The 25023-nt window shown below is 69.1% G+C and carries 18 protein-coding genes and 1 pseudogene; 7 read left to right on the plus strand and 12 right to left on the minus strand.

Annotated features, from left to right (window positions below; genetic code table 11):
• The first annotated feature begins 7 nt into the window (after positions 1-7).
• The gene (locus ACSHV8_RS23035; protein ID WP_436535820.1) at positions 8-1240 is read left to right on the plus strand and encodes an MFS transporter; all 1233 of its coding nucleotides are present in this window, start codon (positions 8-10) and stop codon (positions 1238-1240) included.
• Positions 1241-1415: 175 nt separating this feature from the next.
• Here the strand turns inward: ACSHV8_RS23035 and ACSHV8_RS23040 are convergent, their stop codons facing one another.
• Together ACSHV8_RS23040 and ACSHV8_RS23045 are read right to left on the minus strand one after the other, a co-directional pair.
• Entirely contained in the window at positions 1416-2471 is a 1056-nt protein-coding gene (locus tag ACSHV8_RS23040; RefSeq protein WP_436535821.1) for a hypothetical protein, read from the minus strand.
• Positions 2472-2738: 267 nt separating this feature from the next.
• On the minus strand, positions 2739-4751 hold the full coding sequence (locus ACSHV8_RS23045) for a M3 family metallopeptidase (RefSeq protein WP_436535822.1): 2013 nt from the start codon (positions 4749-4751) through the stop codon (positions 2739-2741).
• A 226-nt stretch (positions 4752-4977) separates the two neighbouring features.
• Between ACSHV8_RS23045 and ACSHV8_RS23050 the strand changes: the two are divergent.
• The 3 genes and pseudogenes from ACSHV8_RS23050 to ACSHV8_RS23060 form a co-directional block, all read left to right on the plus strand.
• Positions 4978-5370: pseudogene (locus ACSHV8_RS23050) on the plus strand (protease inhibitor I9 family protein); the annotation flags it as partial.
• A 1242-nt stretch (positions 5371-6612) separates the two neighbouring features.
• Positions 6613-8793, plus strand: a complete 2181-nt coding sequence (locus ACSHV8_RS23055) for a S8 family serine peptidase (RefSeq protein ID WP_436536879.1) — start codon at positions 6613-6615, stop codon at positions 8791-8793.
• A 217-nt stretch (positions 8794-9010) separates the two neighbouring features.
• Positions 9011-11371, plus strand: coding sequence for a glycoside hydrolase family 65 protein (locus tag ACSHV8_RS23060; RefSeq protein ID WP_436535823.1), 2361 nt, complete (start codon positions 9011-9013; stop codon positions 11369-11371).
• A 54-nt stretch (positions 11372-11425) separates the two neighbouring features.
• On the opposite strand, the gene ACSHV8_RS23065 is transcribed toward ACSHV8_RS23060, so the two are convergent.
• Positions 11426-12517, minus strand: a complete 1092-nt coding sequence (locus tag ACSHV8_RS23065) for a cytochrome P450 (protein WP_436535824.1) — start codon at positions 12515-12517, stop codon at positions 11426-11428.
• 230 nt (positions 12518-12747) lie between these two features.
• On the opposite strand from ACSHV8_RS23065, the gene ACSHV8_RS23070 reads away from it, so the two are divergent.
• Positions 12748-15309: an IPT/TIG domain-containing protein gene (locus tag ACSHV8_RS23070; protein WP_436535825.1), complete on the plus strand. Its 2562-nt coding sequence runs from the start codon at positions 12748-12750 to the stop codon at positions 15307-15309.
• Between the two features lie 150 nt (positions 15310-15459).
• Here the strand turns inward: ACSHV8_RS23070 and ACSHV8_RS23075 are convergent, their stop codons facing one another.
• The 6 genes from ACSHV8_RS23075 to ACSHV8_RS23100 all read right to left on the minus strand — a co-directional run bounded on the left by ACSHV8_RS23075 (position 15460) and on the right by ACSHV8_RS23100 (position 20804).
• Positions 15460-17133, minus strand: a complete 1674-nt coding sequence (locus ACSHV8_RS23075; RefSeq protein WP_436535826.1) for an acyl-CoA dehydrogenase family protein — start codon at positions 17131-17133, stop codon at positions 15460-15462.
• Positions 17134-17527: 394 nt separating this feature from the next.
• Positions 17528-18073, minus strand: a complete 546-nt coding sequence (locus ACSHV8_RS23080) for a GAF domain-containing protein (RefSeq protein WP_436535827.1) — start codon at positions 18071-18073, stop codon at positions 17528-17530.
• Positions 18070-18666: a GTP-binding protein gene (locus tag ACSHV8_RS23085; protein ID WP_436535828.1), complete on the minus strand. Its 597-nt coding sequence runs from the start codon at positions 18664-18666 to the stop codon at positions 18070-18072. The genes ACSHV8_RS23080 and ACSHV8_RS23085 overlap by 4 nt, the downstream gene beginning before the upstream one ends.
• Positions 18644-19021, minus strand: a complete 378-nt coding sequence (locus ACSHV8_RS23090) for a DUF742 domain-containing protein (RefSeq protein WP_436535829.1) — start codon at positions 19019-19021, stop codon at positions 18644-18646. The genes ACSHV8_RS23085 and ACSHV8_RS23090 overlap by 23 nt, the downstream gene beginning before the upstream one ends.
• Entirely contained in the window at positions 19018-19452 is a 435-nt protein-coding gene (locus ACSHV8_RS23095) for a roadblock/LC7 domain-containing protein (RefSeq protein ID WP_436535830.1), read from the minus strand. The genes ACSHV8_RS23090 and ACSHV8_RS23095 overlap by 4 nt, the downstream gene beginning before the upstream one ends.
• A gap of 38 nt (positions 19453-19490) precedes the next feature.
• The gene (locus ACSHV8_RS23100) at positions 19491-20804 is read right to left on the minus strand and encodes a sensor histidine kinase (protein WP_436535831.1); all 1314 of its coding nucleotides are present in this window, start codon (positions 20802-20804) and stop codon (positions 19491-19493) included.
• A gap of 638 nt (positions 20805-21442) precedes the next feature.
• Between ACSHV8_RS23100 and ACSHV8_RS23105 the strand changes: the two genes are divergently transcribed.
• A complete protein-coding gene (locus ACSHV8_RS23105; protein ID WP_436535832.1) occupies positions 21443-21568 on the plus strand; it encodes a hypothetical protein in 126 nt (41 codons plus the stop codon).
• Here ACSHV8_RS23105 and ACSHV8_RS23110 read toward each other — a convergent pair.
• Together ACSHV8_RS23110 and ACSHV8_RS23115 are read right to left on the minus strand one after the other, a co-directional pair.
• Entirely contained in the window at positions 21537-22631 is a 1095-nt protein-coding gene (locus ACSHV8_RS23110; RefSeq protein WP_436535833.1) for a Gfo/Idh/MocA family protein, read from the minus strand. The two genes, ACSHV8_RS23105 and ACSHV8_RS23110, sit on opposite strands and share 32 nt — an antisense overlap.
• Positions 22601-23302 (minus strand): ThuA domain-containing protein, encoded by a 702-nt coding sequence (locus ACSHV8_RS23115; RefSeq protein WP_436535834.1) that lies wholly within the window; start codon positions 23300-23302, stop codon positions 22601-22603. Before ACSHV8_RS23115 ends, ACSHV8_RS23110 begins: the two co-directional genes overlap by 31 nt.
• 89 nt (positions 23303-23391) lie before the next feature.
• Between ACSHV8_RS23115 and ACSHV8_RS23120 the strand changes: the two genes are divergently transcribed.
• Positions 23392-24057 carry a TetR/AcrR family transcriptional regulator gene (locus ACSHV8_RS23120; protein ID WP_436535835.1) on the plus strand — a complete coding sequence of 222 codons (666 nt, stop codon included), beginning with the start codon at positions 23392-23394 and terminating at the stop codon, positions 24055-24057.
• A gap of 19 nt (positions 24058-24076) precedes the next feature.
• Here the strand turns inward: ACSHV8_RS23120 and ACSHV8_RS23125 are convergent, their stop codons facing one another.
• On the minus strand, positions 24077-24946 hold the full coding sequence (locus ACSHV8_RS23125; RefSeq protein WP_436535836.1) for an alpha/beta hydrolase: 870 nt from the start codon (positions 24944-24946) through the stop codon (positions 24077-24079).
• Positions 24947-25023 lie beyond the last annotated feature (77 nt).

The raw sequence follows: 25023 nt of genomic DNA on the forward strand, positions 1-25023 counted from the left end.
GCTCGCCGTGAGCGCTCTGTTACGCGACCCCGCCTTCCGACGGTGGTACCTGGCCCGGTCGATCAGCTACGCCGGCACCGCCGCGACCGCGGTCGCCCTGCCCCTGCTCGCCTACCAGAGGACCGGGTCGGCCACGCTCACCGGCGTGGTCGCCGCCGCCGAGTCCCTGCCCTATCTGGTCTTCGGCCTGATCGCCGGGGCCGTCGCCGACCGGGTGCCGCGGCTGCGCCTGATGATCGCGGCCGAGGCCCTGGCCGCGCTGCTCGTCCTCTCGGCCCCGGCGGCCCAGGCCCTCGGCCACCTGAGCGGCGCGCACATCGTGGCGGTGGCCGCCGCCATCGGCACGGCGTTCTGCTGGTTCGACGCGGCCGCGTGGGGAACCCTGACCCACCTCACCGGCCGCGACCGGCTCACCGCGGCCAACAGCCTGATCTGGGCCACCGCGACGGTCACCGGGATAGCCGCGCCCGCGCTGGCCGGTGTCGCCGCGACGGTGTGGGATCCCGGGGTCGTGCTGGTCGCCGATGCCGCCACCTACCTGGTGTCCATCGTGCTGCTGCGCCGCCTCGACGTGCCCCGGCCGCCGGCCACCCGGGGCACGTCGCTGCGGGGTGACATCACCGCCGGGCTGTCCTACCTGTGGCGTCAGCCGGTGATCCGCACCCTCAGCCTCACCGGTTTCGGCCTGTCGACCACCGCCGGCGGGGTGCTGGCCCTGCTGGTGGTGCACGCGCGGGAGCAGCTCGGACTGATCGGGGACGATCACCGGATCGGATTGCTCTACACCGCCGCGGCGGTGGGCGCGCTGCTGTCGGCGCTCGCGCTGCCGGCGCTCAGCCGCCGGCTGGGAACCGGACGGCTGTCGGCGGCGGCGTACCTGCTGTTCCTGCTGGCGGTGCTCGCCCTGGCCGGGACCCACACGTTCGGCGCCGCTCTGGTCGCATGGCTGGCCTGTGACTTCGCCAGTGCAACGGCAATCACCAACGGCATCACCGTGCGCCAGCAGCTCACCCCGGACGAGCTGCAGGGCCGGGTCAACACGACCGGACGGATGATCGCGTGGGGCGGGACTCCGGTCGGGGCGGCGCTGGGCGGGGTGGTGGCCGACGCGTACGGGGTCGGCGTCGCGTACGCGGTCCTTGCCCTTCCGGTCGGCCTCGGCCTGGTCGTGTTGCTCTTCTCCAGGGTGCGCCGGCTCGATGCGGTTCTTCCCGCGGCCGGTTCTGCTGATCATCAATAGACGAGGAAGGTCTTCGCCGCACTCGCTGCAGCGGCGCGGATGCGGCCTACGACCGGATCAGCGCCGACGGCCGATACGTGCCGGCCGCCGGCGACGGGCTGCTGAGGCTGCACGGCGGCATTCGCGGGCGGCGTCTCCCGGCGTCGCCGGCCGGGGTACGACCCTTGCCGGTCGGTCAGTGCCGGATTGCTGCGAGCCAGCGGCGCAGGGCCTGCTGAAGCGCCGGGGCCAGAGTGTCCGGATGCGCCGGGTCGTGCTGCAGATGGTCGACGCCGGCCAGAACCACGCGGCCGGGACCGCTCGTGCGGGCGGCGCGCAGAGCCGCGGTCACCGCGTCGGTCGTCGCGCACGGTACTTGAATGTCGGCACTGCCGCAGGTGACCAGGACGTCCGTTCCCGTCGGAACCCGACGGGCGACCACCGCCGGCACGACCGCGTCATCGGTGAGCACGAATCGGGCGTTGGCCGGGCTCTGCAACGCCTGAAGCAGTTGGGCGACCCCGGCCGGCAGACCGGTGACGACCACGGGGCGTGAGGCGCGGATGTCGGCGATCGCGGCGGCTATCACGGCGAGATCGGCATCGCGTTGTGCGGCGGTCAGCTGCCCCGCCGCCACGGCCGCGTCGTACTGGTCGCGCAGTTGCATCGCGATGGTGTCCAGCAGCCGCAGGGATTGCGGTGTGATCAGCGCCAGACCGGCCGGGCGTGGTTTCACCGAGGTGCCCAGTTCCAGTGCGGTCAGGCCGCCCTCGCTGTGCCCGACGACCAGCAGCCGGCGCGGGTCGGCCTGGGGTGTGGCGGCCAGGAGCCGGTAGGCGGCGGCCGCCTGGCGGACGAACGCCGGGTAGTCCAACCGGTCGGGGTGTGCGGCGAAGGCGCCCAGCCCGGTCCGGCCGGTGGCGTACTTGTCGAACCGGAAGGTCATGACGCCGTCGTCGCCGAGCGTGTCGGCCAGCTGGGCCAGTGTGTGCGGGGTCGCGGCCGGTGGCTGGTCCCCGTTGCGGTCGGTCGGTCCGCTGCCGGGGAGCAGCAGCGCCGCCGGCAGTCGTCGCCCGGCCGGATGCGCCGGCACGTGGATGGTGCCGTAGGTGAGCGTCCCGTCGACGGTGAAGGTGACCTCGCGGTCGTAGGCGGCCGTCGCCGCCTGCACGGGAGCCGCGAACGCAACGGGTGCGGCGGCCATGGCGGTGACGGTGGCGCCGGCGAACAAAGTGGTGCGGAGGCTTCGCATGAGGCTGCTTCCTTTCCGGCCCGGACGGTGGACTCGACCAACGCCACAGTGGCGCGAGGGTCCGCGACTCCGATGGCCAGTCGCGCGGATCGCGGCCTGCCATGCAGAAACCCTAGGACTTTCAGGAACGGTCAGTCAAGAACAATCATTCCTTAATTCGGTACGGCCTGGGCGCCGGCATGCGGTGAGCGATGATGAGTGCACCTTGAACGGCCGCGGGCTGCCGTAACGTCACCGGCAGCCCGCCACGGTGGTCTCCGTGAGAAATCAGGCGAAGCCGCGCAACCGCATCAGGGCCTCGGTGTCGACGTCGCGGCCGCGGAACCGGCGGAACGCCTCGTCCGGCGCAACGGAATCGCCGACGGCAAGGATGTCGTCGAGGAACGACTTGGCGGTGGCCGGATCCCAGACACCCCGCTGCTCGAACAGCTCCCACGCGTCGGCGGTGAGCGCATCGGCCCAGAGGTAGACGTAGTAGCCGGCCGCATATCCGTCGCCCGCGAAGATGTGCCCGAACTGGGTCGGGCGGTGGCGCATGACGATTTCCCGCGGCAGACCGATCTCGGCCATGCAGCTCTTCTCGAAGGCGCCGGGATCGATCGTGCCGTCCGCCGTCGCGGCCAGGTGGATCTTCATGTCGTAGATCGCCGAGGCCAGGAACTCGACCGTGGTGAAGCCCTGGTTGAACGTCAGCGAGTTCTGGATCTTGGCGAGCAGCTCGGTGGGAATCGGCCGGCCGGTCTCGACGTGCAGGGCGAACCGGTTGAGCACCTCCGCCGTCGGGAACCAGTGCTCGTTGATCTGGCTGGGAAACTCGACGAAGTCGCGCTTCACCGACGTGCAGGCGAGGCGCGGATAGGTGACGTCCGAGCTGAGGCCGTGCAGGGCGTGGCCGAACTCGTGGAACATGGTGATGGCGTCGTCCCAGGAGATGAGGACCGGGCCGGGGCCGGACTTCACGAAGTTCGAGTTGTTGGAGACGATCGGGGTGATCTCGTCCTTGAACCGTTCCTGGGTGCGGTACTCGTTCATCCACGCACCGGAGCTCTTGCCGGCGCGGGCGTAAGGGTCGAAGTACCAGAGGCCGACCCGCTCGCCGTCGCGCGTCACCTCGTACACCGACATGTCGTCGTGGTAGACGGGCAGACCTTCGAGTTCGGCGAACTGCAGGCCGTAGAGCTTTTCGGCGGCCCAGAACATACCGTCGCGGACGTTGTCGAGCTGCAGGTAGAGCTTCACCTCGTTCTGGTCGAGGTCGTACGTCGCCTTGCGCACCTTCTCCGAGTAGAACCGGTGGTCCCAGGCCTCGATCGTGATGCCGTCGCCGGCCTCGTCGGCGATCGCCTGCATGTCGGCGATCTCCTCCTGGGCACGCCGCAGAGCCGGCCCCCAGACCTTCATCATCAGGTCCATGGCGGCCTGCGGCGTCTTGGCCATGTTGTTCCCGACCGACCAGTGGGCGTAGGTCTCGAAGCCGAGCAGCCGGGCCCGCCGGGTCCGGAGCTGGAGGATCTCGCTGATCACGGCCTTGTTGTCGGTGGCCGTGTCGTTGTCCCCGCGCATGATCCACATGCGCCAGCCCTTCTCCCGCAGGTCGCGCTTGGCGGAGTAGGCCAGGAACGGCTCCATCGAGGACCGCGTGTTGGTGAAGACCCACTTGCCCTTGGCCCCGTGCGCCTCGGCGGCTACGGCAGCGGCCGCCCGCACCGATTCGGGAAGACCCTCGAGGTCGGCCTCGGTCTCGATGGTGAGCCGGTAGTTCTCCTCGTCGGCCAGCTCGTTCTGGCTGAACCTGGTGTAGAGCGAGGCGAGCTGCTGGTTGAGGTCTTTCAGGGTGGCCTGGTCGGCGTCGTCGAGCGCAGCGCCTTCCCGGGTGAACTTCCGGTAGTAGCTCTCGACCAGGCGCGTCTGCTCCGGTGAGAGGCCGGCCGTGGCCCGGCCGTCATGGACCGCCTTGATCCGGGCGAAGAGCCGGGAATCCTGAATGATCTCGTCGCCGAAAGCCGAGAGGACGGGCGACATCTCGGTCTGCAGCGCCTGCATCGCCCGGTCGTTCATGGCCGAGGTGAAGGTGTAGAAGAACCGCTCAGCGCGGTCGTAGTCTCGGCCGCTGTCCTCCAGCGCGGCGATGGTGTTGGCGAAGGTCGGCGCCTCGGCCGCACCCGCGATCTCGGCGATCTCGGCTCGGCTGAGCTCCATACCCTTCTCCAGCGCTGCCTTGATCGAGGCCGGGTTCACTTGATCAAAAGCCGGGTAACCGCCATGCTCTCCAGTCCACATCCTGGTCAGCCTATCCCCCAGCCCCGGCCGGAGGGGCCCCGGCCGCGGGACGGCGCCAGCCCCCGTACGGCGTGATGTCGATTTGTAATGATCTTGGCACCGGAGCTTAATCGGTTCAGGATTGGGTGAGGCCACATCCATATCAGTAACTTTCCTTTATGGAAGGACGCTTGTGGCCACGAGCCTCCGAGCGCTGTCCGCGCTCACCCTCTCGCTCACCCTGACCGTGGTCGGTCTCGGTGCGCCCGCGCAGGCCGGGACCGGCACACCACCGCCCGATCTGGGACTGCTGCGGGCCGACCGGAAACCGGCGGCACTCACCGGCGGGGCCGCACTACGCTCCCCCGCCGCGGCCGGCACCCAGCTCGGCGACGGTCAATACGTCGTACGGCTGCGGGAAGCGCCCGTCACGTCGTACACCGGCGGGGTTCTTGATCTTGCCGCCACCAAGCCGGCGGCCGGGCAGGAGCTGGAGGCGCACTCGGCCTCGGCCGAGAGATATCGGCGGCACCTCGGCGACACCCAGCGCGACGTGCTGGCTGATGCCGGGGCGACCGCGCGGCAGAGTTTCACGACCGCCTTCAACGGGTTCGCCGCGCGGCTGACCGGGGCCCAGGCGACCGAGCTGGCGAAGGACCCGCGGGTGGCCGCGGTCAGCCGGACGCAGGTCGTGCGGGCCGACGCGGCGACGCCGGGCGGCGGCGGATCGTCGCCGGCGGCGAGCGCGGACACCGCGAAGCTCGGTGGTGGCGGCTCGTCGCCGGCGACGAGTGCGGGTCCCGCGGCCAAGCCGGTGCCCGCCCAGGGCGACGGCGTGGTCATCGGGGTGATCGACACCGGGATTCTCTCTCTCTCTCTCTCTCTCTCTCTCTCTCTCTCTCTCTCTCTCTCTCTCTCTCTCTCTCTCTCTCTCTCTCTCTCTCTCTCTCTCTCTCTCTCTCTCTCTCTCTCTCTCTCTCTCTCTCTCTCTCTCTCTCTCTCTCTCTCTCTCTCTCTCTCTCTCTCTCTCTCTCTCTCTCTCTCTCTCTCTCTCTCTCTCTCTCTCTCTCTCTCTCTCTCTCTCTCTCTCTCTCTCTCTCTCTCTCTCTCTCTCTCTCTCTCTCTCTCTCTCTCTCTCTCTCTCTCTCTCTCTCTCTCTCTCTCTCTCTCTCTCTCTCTCTCTCTCTCTCTCTCTCTCTCTCTCTCTCTCTCTCTCTCTCTCTCTCTCTCTCTCTCTCTCTCTCTCTCTCTCTCTCTCTCTCTCTCTCTCTCTCTCTCTCTCTCTCTCTCTCTCTCTCTCTCTCTCTCTCTCTCTCTCTCTCTCTCTCTCTCTCTCTCTCTCTCTCTCTCTCTCTCTCTCTCTCTCTCTCTCTCTCTCTCTCTCTCTCTCTCTCTCTCTCTCTCTCTCTCTCTCTCTCTCTCTCTCTCTCTCTCTCTCTCTCTCTCTCTCTCTCTCTCTCTCTCTCTCTCTCTCTCTCTCTCTCTCTCTCTCTCTCTCTCTCTCTCTCTCTCTCTCTCTCTCTCTCTCTCTCTCTCTCTCTCTCTCTCTCTCTCTCTCTCTCTCTCTCTCTCTCTCTCTCTCTCTCTCTCTCTCTCTCTCTCTCTCTCTCTCTCTCTCTCTCTCTCTCTCTCTCTCTCTCTCTCTCTCTCTCTCTCTCTCTCTCTCTCTCTCTCTCTCTCTCTCTCTCTCTCTCTCTCTCTCTCTCTCTCTCTCTCTCTCTCTCTCTCTCTCTCTCTCTGGCCGGAGAGCGCGTCCTTCGCGGCGACCATGCCGAGGCCGAAGGGCTGGCACGGCGTCTGCCAGAGCGGGGACGGGTTCCCGGCGACGGCGTGCAACGGCAAGATCGTCGGGGCGCGGTATTTCGCCGACGGCTGGCTGTCCATGGCCGGCGCGCTGCCGGACGGTGAGCTGCTGTCGGCGCGGGACATGCAGGGGCACGGCACGCACACAGCGTCGACCGCCGCCGGTTTGCCGGTGCAGCACGCGATGGTGCTCGGGCGCGACTTCGGGAAGATCTCCGGGGTGGCGCCGGACGCGCGGATCGCCGTCTACAAGGCGCTGTGGGGCGGGTCGGGCACGGACGCCGACATCATCGCGGCGATCGATGCCGCGGTGGCCGACGGCGTGGACGTGATCAACTATTCCATCGGCAACGCGATGGGCGACTACCAGGCGAACAGTCCGATCGGGAACGCGTTCCTGAACGCGTACCTGGCCGGGGTCTTCGTGTCGGCCTCGGCCGGCAACGACGGCTGGTCCGGGATGATCAGCAACGCCGAGCCGTGGGTGACCACGGTCGGCGCGGCGGTCGAGCGCGCCCACGAGGCGAGCGTGCGGCTCGGTGACGGCACGACGATCGTCGGCACGTCGATGGACGTGCTGCCGGGGCGGGGGCGCACACCGATCGTGTTCGCCGACCGGGCCGGGTCGGTCGAGGCCGGCGCCCAGTTCTGCGCCGGGGGCAGTCTCGACCCGGCCAAGGTCCGCGGGAAGATCGTGGCCTGCGACTTCGACAGTGCCGGGGGTGCGGTCGAGGAGGTCCGGGCCAAGGGCGGCGTCGGGGTGGTGCTGTTCCAGACCGGCGGGAACGTGCGGCTCAACGTGATCTACGACTTCCCGGCGGTGTACCTGTGGAGCGCCGAGCAGGCCGGGCGGATCTTCAACTACCTGTGGGCGCACCGTGACGACGGTGTCGCGTCGCTGGTGACCGGTGGGGACGGGTCGAGCCTGGCCGGGCTGCCGAGTGTGGCCGGGTTGTCGTCGTACGGTCCCGATCAGGTGCACACCGGGCTGCAGAAGCCGGATCTGGTGGCGGACGGGGTGGACGTGGTCGCCGCGGTGTCGCCGATCAGCGACGGGCGGCTGTTCGACGCGTACTCGGGGACGTCGATGGCGGCGCCGCACGTGGCCGGCATGGCCGCGCTGCTGCGGGCCGCGCATCCGAAGTGGTCGCCCGGTGCGGTGGCCTCGGCGCTGCGCACGACCGCGGCCGACACCCGGGCCACGACCAGCCCGCTGCAGCAGGGTTCCGGTCTGCCGGCGGTGGCCCGGGCCACCGACCCGGGACTGGTGATCGAGCCGTCGGCGGCGTCGCTGACCGCTTTCGCCCAGGCGGCCGGGCCGGACGGCAAGGAGCTGAACCTGCCGTCGATCGCGCTGCGCGAGTACGACGGGCTGCACCCGGTGGTGGTGACCCGCCGGGTCACCAACGTGGGCACCCGGACCGAGACCTACCGGGCCCGGGTCGAGGGACTGACCGGGATGAAGATCAAGATCAACCCCTCGACCTTCACCGTACGGCCGGGGGCCGCCGTCACCGTGACGATCCGGCTGGAGCGGGGTGACGCGACCTGGGACCGCTACTCGACCGGTTCACTGGTGTTCAGCGGGGACCGGCACCGGGTGCGGCTGACCGTGGCGGCGCGTCCGTGGGGGTTCACCCCTCGGCCGTACGACGACACCGGGCTGGAGTTCGGCCGGACCGGCGGGTCGGGGCAGGGGTATCTGCAGCCCGGGTTCACCGGTCCGCTGACCGGACGGACCACGGGGTACACCCCGGTGACGTGGACCGACAAGACGCTGACGACGACGGTCAGCGGGGGCGCGTTCGCTCCGGGCGGGATCGGGACGCAGGGCACCCGGATCGTGGTGCCGAGCGGGACGGCCGGGCTGATCGTGCAGACCGCCGACGACGACCCGAACGTGAACCTGGACCTGTATCTGTACAAGGACGGGAAGCTGGTCGAGCGCAGCTGGGCGTTCTGGCACAGCAACGAGCGGGTGGCGCGGTTCTTCCCGGAGCCGGGCGTCTACACGGCCTACGCGTTCGCGCAGTCGACGAACACGCCGGACGTGCCGTACCGGCTCGGGGTGACCGTGGTGGCCGCGGGCGGGGCCCGGAACAACGCGACGATCAGCGTGTCGCCCCGGGTTGAGCGAGGCGGATCCGGGGACGTCACGTTGACACCGGTCGGGGTGCAGCCGGACGTCGAGCAGTGGGCGTACACGGAGTTCCGGACCGGCCGGACGGTCGTGCCCGGGCTGCTGATCAGCTCACGGTGAGGATCGGGGGCGGGAGTCCGAGGCTCCCGCCCCCGACACGTCGCTTTTGGACCTACAAAAGGCCCAAACCGCGGCAAGTTCAATCGGAGCCGAAAAGCAAGGAAGATGACATCACGTTGGACGGGCGGGTGCCCGCCACTACTTTCATGTCATCTCGGAAACACGGCGTACGCCCGATGTTTCCCTCCCCTTTTCGTCAGTTTCGAGAGGCACGACCGTGATCCGTGAACGGGCCTACCCCGTCGACCCCTGGCACATCCGGGAGACCCGGCTGGACTTGGACCTGCTGGCCCAGTCAGAGTCGGTGTTCGCGCTCTCGAACGGGCACATCGGGATACGCGGGAATCTGGATGAGGGCGAGCCGCACGGTTTGCCGGGTACGTACCTGAACTCGTTTTACGAGTTGCGGCCGTTGCCGCATGCCGAGGGTGGGTACGGGTTCCCGGAGTCCGGCCAGACGATGGTCAACGTGACCAACGCGAAGTTGATGCGTCTGTTGGTCGATGATGAGCCGTTCGATGTGCGTTACGGCGAGTTGCGGTCGCATGAGCGGTGTCTGGATCTGCGGGCCGGCACCCTGGAACGGACGGTGGAGTGGGTGTCGCCGTCGGGTCAGGGTATCCGGGTGCGGACGACGCGGTTGGTGTCGTTCACGCAGCGGGCGATCGTCGCGTTCCTGTACGAGGTGGAGCCGCTGGACGGGGCGGCCCGGTTGATTCTGCAGTCGGAGTTGGTGGCCAACGAGCAGTTGCCGCCGAGTAGTAAGGATCCGCGGGTCGCGGCGGTGCTGGAGAAGCCGTTGGTGGCCGAGGAGATGTTGGAGCAGCGCTCGGGTGGGTTGCTGGTGCATCGGACCAAGGCCAGTGATCTGCGGATGGCCACGGCGATCGAGCATCTGGTGGAGACCCCGGGCCGGCACGCGATCACCACCGAGGGCCACGGGGATTGGCTGCGCACGACGGTGGCGTGCCGGTTGGAGCCGGGGCAGAAACTACGCGTGGTGAAACTCGCCGCGTATGGCTGGTCCAGTGTCCGATCGCTGCCCGCCCTGCGCGATCAGGTCGGTGCGGCGCTGGCCAGTGCCCGTCTGGACGGCTGGGAGGGTCTGGTCCAGCAGCAGCGGGAGTATCTGGACGCGTTCTGGGACCACTCTGATGTGCGGGTCGAGGGTGACCCGGAGGTGCAGCAGGCGGTCCGGTTCGGGTTGTTCCACACGTTGCAGGCCGGGGCGCGGGCCGAGAAACGCCCGATCGGGTCGAAGGGCCTGACCGGGCCGGGTTATGACGGGCACACGTTCTGGGACGCCGAAACATTCGTGCTCCCGGCGTTGACCTATACGCAGCCGTCGGCGGCGGCGGATGTGCTGCGGTGGCGGCACTCGACCCTCGACCTGGCCCGGGAACGCGCACAAACCCTCGGACTGCAGGGGGCGGCGTTCCCGTGGCGCACGATCCGTGGTCAGGAGTGTTCGGGGTATTGGCCGGCGGGGACGGCGGGTTTCCACATCGGCGCGGATATTGCTGATGCGGTGCGCCGGTATGTGCAGGCCACCGGGGACTACGACTTCGAGCGTGAGTGTGGTCTGGAGTTGTTGGTGGAGACGGCCCGGTTGTGGCGGTCGCTGGGGCACCACGATCGGCACGGCCGGTTCCACATCGACGGGGTGACCGGCCCGGACGAGTACACGGCGATCGTGAACGACAACATCTACACCAACCTGATGGCCCAGCAGAACCTGATGACCGCCGTGGACGCCTGCAAACGGCACCCGGACCTGGCCCGCCGCTTCGGTGTGGACGACGAGGAAGCGGCGTCGTGGCGGGATGCGGCGGCGGCGGTGCACATCCCGTACGACAAGGAACTGGGTGTGCATCAGCAGTGCGAAGGGTTCACCCGGTTGGAGGAGTGGGACTTCGAGAACACCCCGCCGGAGGGGTATCCGCTGCTGCTGAACTACCCGTACTTCGACCTGTATCGCAAGCAGGTCGTCAAGCAGGCCGACATGGTGATGGCCATGTACATCCGGGGTGACGCGTTCACCCCGGAGGAGAAGGTCCGCAACTTCGCCTACTACGACGCCCGCACCGTCCGCGACTCGTCGTTGTCGGCGTGTATCCAGGCGGTGATGGCAGCCGAGACCGGACACCTCGAACTGGCCCACGACTATCTGGGCGAGGCCGCCCTGATGGACCTGCACGACCTGCACCAGAACGCCCGCGACGGCGTCCACGTCGCGTCCCTCGCCGGATCCTGGATCGCCCTGGTCGCCGGCCTCGGCGGCATGCGCGACTTCAACGGACAACTCGCGTTCGCACCGCGACTGCCCAGCCGGATCAACAACCTCGACTTCTCCCTGCTCTGGCACGGCCTGCGCCTACGAGTCAACGTCACCGCCGACGAAGTCACCTACTCCCTACGCAACGGCGGCGGCTCGGCCCGACTCACCCTGCTGCACCACGGCAAAGAAATCGAAGTGACCCAGGTCCGCCCGGTCACCATGCCGATCCCGCCCGCCGGTCCGGTCGGCCCGTCACCCACCCAGCCCGTCGGCCGGGCCCCGGTCCGCCGCGCCAACTGATTCCTCCGGTACGAACGGCGAAGGCCCCCGCTCCTCACGAAGCGGGGGCCTTCGTCACCGTCGGCCGTGCAGATACACCGGGAGTGCGGCGTGCCCGTTGCCGAAAAGGCTGGGGCTCGGCTCCAGGGTCGCCGCCGGCACCGCCAGCTCGATCGCCGGGAAGAGCCCGAACAACCCCACCAGCGCCGTCCGGCAGGCGATCCGGGCCAGCCGGGCACTCGGACAGGCCAGTGTTCCGTGGCCGAAGGCGAGGTGGGACTTGTCGGCCCGGGTGACGTCGAAGACCGTCGAATCGGCGCCGGCATACTTCGGGTTGTTGCTGGCCGCACCGTACGACGGCAGGATCACATCCCCCTTGGCGATGGTGCGGCCGCCGGGCAGTTCGATGTCCTCGACGGCGTAACGCATCAGCCGGTGATGACTCATCGGGGCCGCCACCCGCAACGTCTCCTCGACGACATCGGACCAGGTGGCCCGGCCGGCCCGGACCAGTCCCCGCTGCTCCGGCGCGACCAGCAACGCGGCGATCGCCGAGCCGATCAGGTTGACCAACGCCTCGTGACCGATCGCCAGCACCAGCGTCTCGGCCGGTCCCGACTCGCCGGCGGTGGCGGCCGACATGAACTCGGTCATCGCCCGGACGTCCGGGTCCGATGTCGCCGCCGAGTCCTCCAGCATCCGGTCGAGCGCGCGCCGGAAGACACCCCGCCCGTCGGCCGGGATCCCGAGCAGGTCGGCGAGCACCCGGACGGACAGCTCGACGGCGTACGCGGCGCGCAGGTCGACGATCGGATCGTCGTTCTCCGACAGGTCGGCCAGCAGCGCGCTGGTGTTGCGTTCGACGGTCACCGGCAGGACGTCGGGCCGGTCGGGCGCGAACACCGGGGCGAGCAGATCCCGGATCCGGTGGTGCGCCTGGTCGTGCGCGGTGGGCCGGCCGGGGTCGGGCCGGTCGCCGTACCGTCGCCGGTCCTTGACGACGCGGTGGTCGGTGAGCAGCCAGCGGAGCAGGTCGGGGTCGCCGATCGCCCAGGCGAGCTCGCCGAGGACGTCCACCCGGACCGGGCCGGTCGTCGTGTGCAGGATCCGCTCCTCCTCGGCACGCCGGCGTGCGGTGGGATCGAGGGCAAGGGTGTGGCGACGCATCTGTCGAACTCCGGGATCGTGCGAGGTGTTTCGTCCTACGCGTCTCGACGAGGGCCGGTCCGGGAAGTTCAAACCGTGCCCGGCCCGGCGCGGACGAACGTCATCCCGGTGATAGCTCTCAAGACCGATGCGGTGCTGCCGATGGCTCGTGACTGGCGAGCCGAGTTCGGGTTTCGCCTTACGGAGGAGGCGAAACCATCAACAAAGCATCTGTCAATGGGGCCATCGCGGTGGCCGTCGCCGCGTTCGGCGCAGTCACCGGCCCGGCGTACGCCGCGACGACACCGTCACACGGGTTGGGACTGGACGCACCGACGGTCGCCCGGATCTCCGCCGCCGCGGGCCTCGCCCACGCGGCCAAGGTGGGTGTACTCGGGGTGGGCCAAGTGCCCGAGTCCGTCGATCTGTCCTCGAACGCGGTACCCGCCGGTGATCAGGGACCGATCGGCTCGTGCGTGGCCTGGTCGGAGGGTTACACCCTGGCCGGCTGGCTGTCCAACTCGCAGCGCCACGCCGGGACACCGTTCGCCCCGCTGTACCTGTACAACCAGATCAACGGCGGCCGCGACGCCGGGTCCACGACCACCGCGGCGTGGGCGGTACTGGCCAACCAGGGCATCGCGGAAGCCGCCTACTGGACCCACGGGACGACCGACTTCCGCTCGCAGCCGACCACGGCGGAACGGAGCAACGCGGCCAACCACAAGTTCGGCACCTCGCAGTACCTGTTCGTGGGAGCCAACCAGGGCGACTCGGCCCGCACCGTCATCCAGCAGGCGCTGGCCAACGGAACCCCGGTCGAACTCGGCATCCCCGTCTACAAGGCGTTCAACTACCTGAGCCCCGAAAACTCCACGTTCACCGCCGCGGACGTCTCCGGTAAAAGCCTGGGTGGGCACGCCGTCGTCATCCTCGGCTACAACGCCACCGGGGTGCAGATCGAGAACTCCTGGGGCACGCGGTGGGGGGCCGACGGCTGGGCCACGCTGAGCTGGGACTTCATCACCAAGTACGCGACCGAGGCCTCGGTCACGACCGGCTTCGTCTCGGCCGGCCAGCAGCTGCCCCCGACCGTCACCGGCCTGTCCGCGACCACCGTCAACAGCCTGGGCGGCTCCAGCCTGACCATCACCGGCGCCCGGCTGAGCAGCATGGACGTCGACGCCGCGGGCGCCGTCACGTTCGTCTCGGTCGCCGACTCGGCCGTCACGGTGCCCGCCACCGTCACCGGGCACACCGCCACCAGCCTGACCGTCACCGTGCCCGCGGTCCCGACGCCCGGTTCCTACCGTGTCGTCCTGACCGGGCCCGGCGGCGCCGGCCTGCCCGTCGCCGGCCGCGACACCATCACGATGGTGACGGCCTACCCGATCACCGTTCCCGACGGCACCGTCGCCCGCACCACCGGCGGCACCAAGATCGTCGTCACGTCGAGCGGCTTCGGCACCACCCAGGCCCAGTTCACCGCGAACAAGGTCACCGCGTCCATCAACGGCAAGACCACCGGCCTGACCTGGATCGACGACACCCACGCCAGCGTGATCATGCCGGCCGGCACCGCCGGGACCAGCGCCAACCTGATCGTCCTGCGCTCCGGGATCGCCGCCCCGGCGATCACCATCCCCTACCTGGCCCCGGTGCCCGTCATCACCGCGGTGAAGACGGCCAAGGTCTCCACCGACGGCGGCGCCGCCGTCACCCTGAACGTCACCGGCATGGCGACGATCGCCCCGTCCACGACGACCGTGACCATGGTCAACATCGCCGACCCGACGATCACCACGGACGCCCCGATCACGGCCCGCACCACCACCGGGGTCACCGTCACCATCCCGGCCGCCCCCACCGCCGGCGGGGCCCCGGTCACCGGCGCCTACCGCTTCGTCATCACCGGCAGCGGCGGCGCGAGCGTGCCGAACGCCGCCGCCGACCAGATCACCTTCGTCAGCCCGATGAGCATCGCCGTCACCCCCGGCCAGACCGTCCTGACCACCGGCGGCCCGGTCACCCTGACCGGAACCGGATTCGGCGCCAGCCGGGCCGAGTTCAGCACGAAGAAGATCACCGCGACCGTCGGGGGCAAGCCCGCCGCCGTCGCCTGGGTCAACGACTCGACCCTGACCTTGACGATGCCCCCGGCCGCGGCCGGCAGCACCCCGGCGATCGCGCTGCTGCACGACACGGTCGCCGGGCCGTCCATCTCCGGCGTCACCTACGTCTACCCGGCCCCGGTCGTCACCGCGGTCAAGGCGTCGAAGGTCTCCACCGACGGCGGCACCAGCGCCGTCGTCACCGTCACCGGAGCCGACACCATCGCCCCGGAAACCACGACCGTCGCCCTGGTCGCCGTCGCCGACCCGAGCATCGTCCTGAGCGCCGACATCACCGCCCGGACCAAGACCAGCATCACGATCACAACGCCGAGCGCCCCGGCGCAGGGTGCGTACCGGATCGTCGTCACCGGCCGGGGCGGCCCCAGCGTCGCCAACCGGACGGCCGACCAGATCACCTACCGGCAGCCGTACACGGTCAGCGCCGGGGTCACCACCGTCGCCAAGACCGGCGGGAAGCTCACCCTGACCGGGAGCGGGTTCACCGCCAGCAGCGCACTGTTCGCCAAGGAAGCGGTAACCGCCCTGGTCAACGGCCGACCGGCCGCCGTGACCTGGGTGAACGAATCGACCGTGACCGTTCAGATCCCGGCCGGGGCCGCCGGCAGCGCCATCACCGTCGTCCTCAACCACGACACCGTGGCCGGTGCTCCGCTCAGCCTCACCTACGCGGCCGCCTGAACCGGACATAGGGCCGCGGGGCCGGCCCGACAACACAACCGATTCTTCTGAAGATAGGTACGACGGCTCGGCCTTCCGGCCGAGCCGTCGTACCGTTTCTGCGCCAAAGCCGTTCTTTGCCGTCCCGGGCGGAAACGTGTGGCGGTGGCGTCACCTGAGCAGTGGGTCGCCTCGCCATTCTTCGGCGGGCCAGCGTCGCTGGTCGATGTCGCCGATGACGTCGGTGTACGTGGCGACGTGCTCGCTGAACTCGGTCAGGGAGGGCAGGTTCCGGCGCAGGTCGAGTTGTGCGTTGCGCAGTCGTTGCCGAAGCTGGTGCTCGGTCCAGGATGCCGTGTAGGCGTGCATCGCGGAGTGGTGCGCGACGTGGCTTGTCACCGCGGTCATCAGGGTCCAGGAGACGAGCTCGCCGATCACAGCCGCGTGGATGTGCCGGGCTCCGGCGTCGTCGGGCCGGTTGGCGCCGATCTGGGCGACCTGGTCGACCAGGTCGAGCACCTGGGCGGTGGGCTGCACCTGGTTGACGAGTTTGGCGAACTCCTCGGGATTGCGGACGAGCATGGTGCCGAGGTAGACCGTGAGGGCCTCGGTGGAGCCCTCGAAGATTCTGAACAGCCGGAAGTCCCGGAAGTGCTGGCCGACGGTGTTGGTGTCGAGAAAGCCGCGGGCCGCCAGCACCTGCAGGGCCTTGTCGATGGCGCTCCAGCCCAGCTCGCAGCCGAGGATCTTCGCGCAGAAGAACCAGGCGTCGGGGACGATCTCGCCCGCGTCCTGCCACGCCGCGATGTGGGAGATCAGCGATTCCGCGGCTTGGACACCGGCTGCGGCGTCGGCGAGCATCTCGCGTATTCGGCCGTTCTCGGCCATCGGGCCGGTGGCGATTTCCCGTCCTTTGGCGAAGCGCTGGGCGAGCTCCAGCGATCGCATGGCCGCGCCGAGGGTCATCGCGGCCAGTACGACACGACCGCCCATGAATGCTGTCTTGGCGATGTCGAGCCCGGCCCCTTCGTCGCCCAGCAGGGCGGACGCGGGGACGCGCAGATTCCTGAAGCTGAGGTCGTATTGCGGCACGGCTCGTAGGCCCAGGGTCAGCATCTCCGGGCCGATCTCGAAACCGGGCGTGCGGCTGTCCACCAGAAACCCGGTGATCCCTCCGGGCCGGCCGTTTTCGTCCCGGAGCCTTGCGAATACGTTTACGTACCGGGCGTCACCGCCCAGCGAAATCCATTTCTTGGTGCCGTCGATGGTGAAGGAGCCGTCTGCGTTCCGGCTCGCGGTCGTCGTCATTCCGCGGACGTGCGAACCGATGCCCGGTTCGCTGATCGCGCTGGTGATCAGGGCCTGACCCCCGGCCAGGCGTGGCAGTACCTCGTCTTTGACCCGTTCGGTGGCGGAGAGTCTGACCGGCGGGATTCCCAGCGTGTTGTGCACCGCGCAGAAGACGGCGAGGTTGGCATCGATGGCGCCGAGTTGCGTGAACACCCGGTTCATGTCGGCGTGGCCGAGTCCCTGTCCCCCGTATTTCCGGGGGACCTGCAGGCCGAGCAGGCCGACCTCGGCGAAGTCGGACACCAGGGCAGGCGGCAGCGAGCGACGTTCGTCCATGACTCGGGAGTTGAGAAAATTGCGGGCGTATCCGCGCAGGAAGTCCAGTATCCGGGTCGTCGGCGACGCCTGCGGGCGACTGTCGGTCAGCTCGGGAACAACGGCATCATGGCTGATGGTTTCCGTATCCATCGTTCGCTCCTCGCGAGGATCTTGAGCATTGCAAACGTTGGGGTGAGCTGAGTGTCGCGTCGGGCCCGCATTGTGTCGGGCGCGCATGAATCTCGTGGAGCCGCGGAACGCGTCACACTCATCAGAAATACCATCGGAGCGCGCTGATAGACGCGGCTCGTCATTGATGCCGCTGATATCAAGCCGGCCTTTTCGGCCAGGTGCTTATCAGTGGTGGATCGGAATTGCTTCGCTGCGTGTCTTTCTCGGCGCCGTTCTCGCCCGGTTCGACATGCCCAATGCGAGGTCGGCCGATTTCGCATTGAGCATGATCAGTTCCGCTATCCGGACGGACTCTACAGTAGAACGTCTGGTTCCTCAACGGGTTCGCATCGTCACGGACGGTAATTTCTCCTACGGAATGGCGTTCTCGCACGCCGCCGCAGTGGTGAACACCACGGAGGTCCGGGCGGCGGCGCTCGCCGGCCGCCGCCCGCCTCTCCTAACGCCCTTCGCGGGTGTGGATCTGCGCGACCAGCTCAGCGGCCAGTGCCTTGATCGTCTCCAGCCCCGGCCGGCCCCACGGGCGTGGTTCGGTGTCCACGACACAGACCGTGCCGAGCGCGACGCCGGTCCGATCGATCAACGGAGCGCCCAGGTAGGAACGGATGCCGATCTCGTCGACCACCGGGTTACCGGCGAACCGCGGGTAGTCGCAGACGTCGTCGAGCACCAGGGCCTTGCGCCTGACGACGACGTGCGGGCAGTAACCGTGCTCGCGCGAGAACGTACGGCCGGACAAGCCGGCCTGCAGCGCTACCGGAAGCTCGGCGCCGGTGTAGAGGCCACCCAGGTACTGGTGATCCTCGTGGATGAAGTTGACCATCGCCAGCGGCGCCTTGGTGACTTCGCCCATCCTGCGCGCGAACTCGTCGAGCTGCGCGTCCGGGCCGCCACCCAGCCCGAGTTCGTTCAGCCGGACGATGCGAGTGGGCACCTCCGGATCTGCGGGGGTCAGCGGATGGTTGGCGGAGAGGTCGTAGATCATGCCGGGTCTCCGTTCAGTTGACGATGTGCGCGGGAGGCGAGCAGATGTTGCATCAAATTGATGAGCACGCCCGTCGCGGATCGTTGGTCACGCGCGTCGCAGTAGACGATCGGGACGTCCGACCGCAGGTCGAGGGCCCTGCGTAGGTCGTGCGGCTCGTATCGGCTGCCGCTGTCGAACTCGTTGACCGCGACCAGGAACCTGATGCCACGCGACTCGAAGAAGTCCACGGCCGGGAAACAGTCGGCCAGCCGGCGGGTGTCGGCCAGCACGACGGCGCCCATCGCACCGCTGGACAACTCGTCCCACATGAACCAGAAGCGCTCCTGACCCGGCGTGCCGAACAGGTAGAGCACGTGGTCCTGGCTGATGGTGATGCGGCCGAAGTCCATCGCGACAGTGGTCGTCGACTTGCGCTCAATGCCGGTCAGCCGGTCGGTGCCCACGCTCGCGGTGGTGAGCACCTCCTCGGTGCGCAACGGTTCGATCTCGCTGACCGCACCCACGAACGTTGTCTTGCCGACGCCGAAACCGCCCGCGATCAGGAGCTTGAGCGCGGACGGAAAGCCGTCAGAGCCGTCGTTGAAGGGCATAGATGATGGTCTCCAGTACTACCGGGTTCGAAGGATCAGCCATCGGGTCAGGCGAGCGAGTGTCCAATGCGCCCCAGTCCACGAGATCGGAGAGCAGGATCTTGGCGACCACCGCGGGCAGCTTCAGCCGGGCCGCGACCTCGGCGACCGTGGTGACCCGGCCGCAGAGATCAAGTGCCTGAGCGTGGTCCGGTCCGAGTTGGCCGTGCGGGCGGCGGCCGGTGGCGATCACCATCGACAGGAGGTCCATGCGCATGGTCGGCTCGGTCCGGCCGTCGCTCACCGTGTACGGCCGGATAAGGCGACCCGCGGCGTCGTCGAACCAGTGCTCGTCCTCGGTCTCGAACGTGCTCACCGTCCGCGCGGGCCCGGGAGTTCCGCCTCGTTGCGGGCCGGGGTCGACAGGTACGGCCGGACGCTTTTGACCATGTGCGCCATCTCGTAGCCGAGCACGCCCGGGTCGGCCGCCTTGCCCGCGAGCACCGCGAGCACCGCGCCGGATCCGGCCGCCGTGACGAACAGCAGAGACTCCTCCAGTTCGGCCACCACCTGCCGCACCCCGTCGCTGCCGTCGAAACGAGTGCCGGCGCTGCGGGCCAGCGAGAACAGGCCCGAGGCGACCGCGGCAAGATGATCCGCGCCGTCGTCGTCGAGTCCGTGGGCGGCCTTGCGCAGACCGTCGGACGACAGGAGCAGCGCGCTCCTGGTGTCCGGGACCCGGTCGACCAGGCCGGACAACAACCAGACCAGATCTTGGGCCGGACGTGCGGGATCGGTGCGTGACATGGGGAGTGGGGCCTTCCTCAGAGACGAATGGGCGGGGGTCAGCCGAGACTGTCAGGCGTGGGCGCGTGGTCCTCGGCCCGTGAGATGCCGTTCATGAACGACGCCATCAGGCCGGGATCGTGGTCACCGGCCGGATCCGTGGCCGGGGGCAGCGGCCCGAGCTGCAACTGCGGGGCCATGTGAGTCTGGCTGCGACGCTGCGGGAGCGGGGGCCGCAGCGGTGACGACGGCGTCTGCCGCACCGGGGCGGACGGGATCTGAGCCACCGGGACGCGAGCCGACACCGGGTGCGGCGGCGACTGCTCCGATCCGGGAAGCCGGTCCTTGACCTGGGGCGGATCCTGCGCCTGAACCGAACCCTCGGACCGGGACACCGCCGGCGCCTTCGACGGCGAACCCACCAACAGCCGCGGCAGGATCACCACTGCCTGGGTACCGCCGTAGATGTTGGTCCGCACCTGCACGACGACCCCGTGCTGCCGGGCGATCACCGAGACCACGTAGAGACCGATCCGCCCGTCCTTCAGCAACTCGTCCAGGTCGATGGCATCCGGATCGGCCAACAGCCGGTTGACCCGCTCCTGATCGGAGCGCTGCATGCCCAGACCGCGGTCCTCGACCTCCACCGCCACCCCGGAGGTGACCTGCTCGGCGCGCAACAACACCTGGGTGTGCGGCGGCGCGAACATCGTCGCGTTCTCGATCAGCTCGGCGACCAGGTGGATGATGCTGGCGACGGCGTGCCCGGGCAGCGTGCCGTCGATCGGCGGCACCAGCTTGACCCGCGAATAGTGCTCGACCTCGGCGATCGCGGAGCGCAGCACCTCGGTCAGCGCGACCGGCCGGCTCCACTGACGCCGTGACACCGACCCGCCGAGCACGGCCAGGTTCTCCGCGTGCCGCCGAATCCGGGTCGCCAGGTGATCGACCTGGAAAAGGCCCTTCAACAGGTCGGGATCCTCGACCTCGTTCTCCAGCGCGTCGAGCAGCTTGATCTCCCTGTGCACCAGCGACTGCAGCCGCCGGGACAGGTTGACGAAGACCTCGACATGCCGGCCGTCGGCGTGCGCCGCCGACGGCTGCCTGTTCTCCATCTCGGCCTGCAGCAGGCCGAGCCGCTCGGCGAGCCGGCCGCTCTCGGAGTGCGCCGTGGCCAGCTCCGAAGCTGTCACGGCGAGTTCGGAGCGCACCGTGGCCAGGTCCGCCCTTGTCACGGCGAGTTCGGAGCGCGCCTGGTCGACCAGAGCCTGCTGCGCGCTCGCCCGGGCGGCGCCGCGACGGTTCGTCCGGACCGAATAGGCGATCGCTGCCGGCACGGCGACGGCGGCGACCAGAAAAGGAATGTCGGGCATGAGCATCCTCGATTTGGGTGATGCGGCAATGTCCGTTGTGGAGGCTCAGTCACTCTAGTGGTCCCGCAGGCGCACAGCCAAGCCGAGAAATCCGGCTCGGATCTCAATTCCATAAAGGCGGGAAGCCCGCCACCGGACCCACGCCATTCACGGGCAGGACAGCCCGTCACTGGGGGTTCCCAGCCGATTGCATCCTGTCTCGAAATGGCCTCTACCAGCGCATTTCCAACCCAGACCCATGCCCGCCCCGCTCCGCCTTCCCGGCCGCCCCGATGTGACGCACATGAGGGCACTAGGGGATCGCGCAGGCCGAAAAGATAGGGGCATCGGGGGAATCCCCATTGATCTCCCACCCGAACCGTTCACAAGCAATAGGGGTCCATTTTCTTGACTCGGCGATTGTCGTGCCGGATGTGCCGCACCTTGTCGGCGACCCGGTGTCCGGCGGCCGAAGCAGCCCGTTTGATGGACGGTGCCTCTACGGGGCCTTCGGCGACAAGACCGCCCTGTTCGCGGCGCGATCGTCGAGACGATGACAGCGCTGACGGAGCTACTCGGCACCCAGATCCGCGCGGCAGCGCAACGGCGACATCGACGACCGTGCGGACCCGCATCGCCTGGCCGCGCTGCTGCTGACCGTGCTGCGCGGCATCGAGGCGGTGGGCAAGGCCGGCGTCGACGCCGAGACCATCGACGGCGTCGCCGACACCGTCCTGTCCCTGCTTCCGCGGGTCAGCGCGAACGCCACTGCTCCGGCGCGGTGAGCGGCACCGCAGAAGGCCGCTCCACGCTGGTCGTCAGGTCGATGCGACGCCCCTCCTCGGCCGACCGGAGCAACGATGTCATCGCGTCGAGCACGTGCAGGGCGAGGGCCCCGCCGGCCCGCGGCGTCTCCGCGGTGATCATGTCGAGCAGGCCGATGCCGCGGCCCGCGTCCACGTAGCCGGCCGACGGGGCAAGCGTCCGCCAGTCGTCGGACCCGAGTTCGAAGAGGCGCACGTCGCCGTCGAACAGGTTGGGGTCGGGGACGGCGAGGCTGCCGGTCTCCCCGTGGACCTCGATCGGGGCGGCCGTCGTGCGCACCGCGTCGAAGCTGGTCGTGATCGTCGACAGCGCTCCCCCGACGTGATGCAGGACCCCGGTCACGTGGGTCTCGACCGCCACGTCGATCCGTTCCCCGGCCCGCGGTCCGGATCCGATCACCCGGGTGTCGCGCAGCCGTGAGCCCGCGCCGGTGACCGCTTCGATCGGCCCGAGCAGGTGGACCAGCGCCGACAGGTAGTAGGGCCCCATGTCCAGCAGCGGCCCACCGCCGGGCCGGTAGTAGAAGTCCGGGTTCGGATGCCACCGCTCATGACCGGGAGTTGCCATCACCGCCACCGCCGACAGCGGGCGCCCGATCAGCCCGGAATCCACGGCCGCGCGGGCACTCTGGATGCCGGTGCCGAGCACGGTGTCGGGCGCGCAGCCCACCGTCACGCCGAACGCGGCCGCCTGATCGAGCACCGAACGGGCGGCCGGCAGGTCGGCGGCGAGCGGCTTCTCGCCGTACACCCGCTTGTGATTGACGATGGCGCCGAGCGCGACCGAGGCGTGCGCGGCGGGCACGGTCAGGTTGAGGACCGTGTCGATGTCCGGGTCCTGCAGCAGGTCCTCGACCGGCCGGGCGCGGCATCCGTCGATGCCGGCGGCGACCGAGGCGGCGCGGGCGGTGTCGATGTCGGCGACCGCCGCGATGGTCACACCGGGGTGCCCGGCCAGGGTGGAGAGGTAGGCGCCGGAGATGTAGCCGGTGCCTACGACGCCGATGCGGTGCGGCTCGCCCACAACATTCCCCTCTCGATCACGGTACGTACGTTCGGGTTCCCGAGCACGTCGAGGCTGTGCCCGGGTGTGGTGACGACGATGCGCCCGCGGCCCCACTGCCGGGTCCAGACGGCCGGGGAGACGATGGGCCGGTGCCACGGATGCCACGGCTGGACCGGGTGGGTGGTGGTGGCCAGTACGTCGTTGAGGTCGTCGGTCAGCACCCAGTACTGCTCGGTGGTGAGTTCGAAGTCGTCGAGGCCGGCGGTGATCGGGTGTTCCCGGCCGAGCGCGGTCAGCTCGACCCGGTGCCGCAGGAAGTTGTCGGTCTCGTCACCGCCGCAGGCGCCCGGCTCTTTGCTCGGGTGGGTGGCGAACTGGCCGCCGACCAGCTGAAGGTAGTCCGAGGAGGCGCGGAACGAGTCGGCGATGCCGCCGTGCCAGCCGGCGAATCCGGTGCCGGCCGCGACGGCCGCGCGCAGCCCGGCGACCTCCTCGGGCGCGATCTGCGACATCGTGACGCATTGGACGATCAGGTCGACCTCGGCCATCACCGACGCCTGGCCGTAGACCGTCGTCGATTCGCTGACCTCGATCTCGAAGCCGTTGGCCGCGAGGAACGGCCGGAACATCTCGGTGGCCTCGACCGGCCGGTGGCCGTCCCATCCCCCGCGCACGATCAAGACCTTCATGCCGCAACTTCTATCAGATCAAAGGCTTCTTCGGGTACGGGCGTGAAGCGCGCGACCGGGTGGCGTGCGCCCTCGGCTATGGTTTGGCGATGGCGGGAAGCAGACGTCGGGGCAGCTACTCGGTCGGCCGGGCGCGGCGGGAGCAGATCCTGGACGTGGCCACGGCCAACTTCGCGACCCTGGGTTATGCGCAGACCTCGATGGCCCGGATCGCGAGTGACGTCGGGCTGACCGGGCCCGGGCTGATGCACTACTTCCCCACCAAGAAGCATCTGCTGGTCGCGGTCGCCGAGCGGCGGTTCGACATTCTCGGCCGGTGGGCGCTGGACAGCCCGGCCGACACGGACGGCACCGGGCCGCTGCGGCAGATGATGCGACTGGCCGGCATGTGCGCGTCGCAGCCGGGTCTGATCGAGCTGTTCGTACTGGTCTCGGCGGAGGCGGCCGACCCGACGAGCGCCGCCCACGAGCTGTACGTGGCGCGCTACGAGCGGGTGGTGGCCGCCCTGACCGCCGATTTCCAGCAGGGCGTGCAGGCCGGGTTCCTGCGTGACGGCATCGACTACGAGGCGATCGCCCGGGAGTGCATCGCGGTGGCCGACGGTCTGCAGTTGCAGTGGGTGCTCACCGGCGGGCGCATCGACGTGCTCACGCTGATCCGCAGTCACCTGGAGCGGCTGGCGCCGGTGATCCTGCGGTCGGGCGAGAGCATCGACCTCTCCGGCGAGTCCGCGCCGGCCCTGACGTCCGCCTGAGCCGGCGCCGGGCGCGCGGTCAGGCCGCGGTGATCCAGGTGGCGAGCCGGTCGATCGTCCGCCGGGCGGCCGGGTGGTCGACCTCGTTGAGGTAGCCGTGGCTGGTGCCGCGTTCACGGACGACGCTGGTGTCGACGCCGGCCCGGGCCAGTTCGGCGGCGAACGCCTCACCGGACATGCGCAACCGGTCGGCTTCCGCGTTGACGATGAGTGTCGGCGGTAGTCCGCGCACGTCGTGACCGGCCGGGTAGACGTACGGGTCGGTGACCGCGTCCCCGGCGTAGTTGCGGTTGATGGCCGCCATCGACGACGGCGGGAAGGTCAGGAACGGCGGCAGCGGCGCCAGCATCGCGGCCAGCTCGTCGTCGACCGCCGGGACCTCGTTGTGCAGCACCGGATAGACCAGTGCGAGGGCGGCCGGCCGTTCGGCACCGCGGTCGCGCAGCCGCAGGCCGGCACTGGCGGCCAGGTTCGCCCCGGCGCTCGCTCCCCCGACCGAGATCCGCCGTGGGTCACCGCCGAGGCTCTTCGCGTTGTCGACGGCCCAGCCGAAGGCGGCGACGATCTGCAGTGACGCCACCGGGAAGCGCGCCCGTGGCGCCTGGGACAGCGGCGGCAGGGGCGGCATGCCGGGCCCGGGTTCGCCGGCCGGCAGCAGTTCGGGCAGGGCGTCGAGCGGCGCCAGGGTGTAGTCGACCGAGACGACGGCCACGCCGCGTTCGCACAGCCGGCGGGCGACCTGGTCGGCCTCGGGCATGTCGAGGTCGCCGAACATGAACGCACCGCCGTGCATCCACACCAGGACCGGGCCGTCCGGCTCGGCCGGCTGGTAGGTCCTGAGCCGGAAGGCGTGGCCGGCGGCTTCGAGGCCGATGTCGTCGAGCTTCATGAACGACTCCTTGGTCGGGCGCTGGGGAAGCCAGACTAGCCCCCAAAACCTTCTGTGCAAGGTTTTCCCGGAGCCTC

Source organism: Actinoplanes sp. HUAS TT8 (assembly GCF_051380535.1).
In the GTDB taxonomy this organism is placed as follows: domain Bacteria; phylum Actinomycetota; class Actinomycetes; order Mycobacteriales; family Micromonosporaceae; genus Actinoplanes.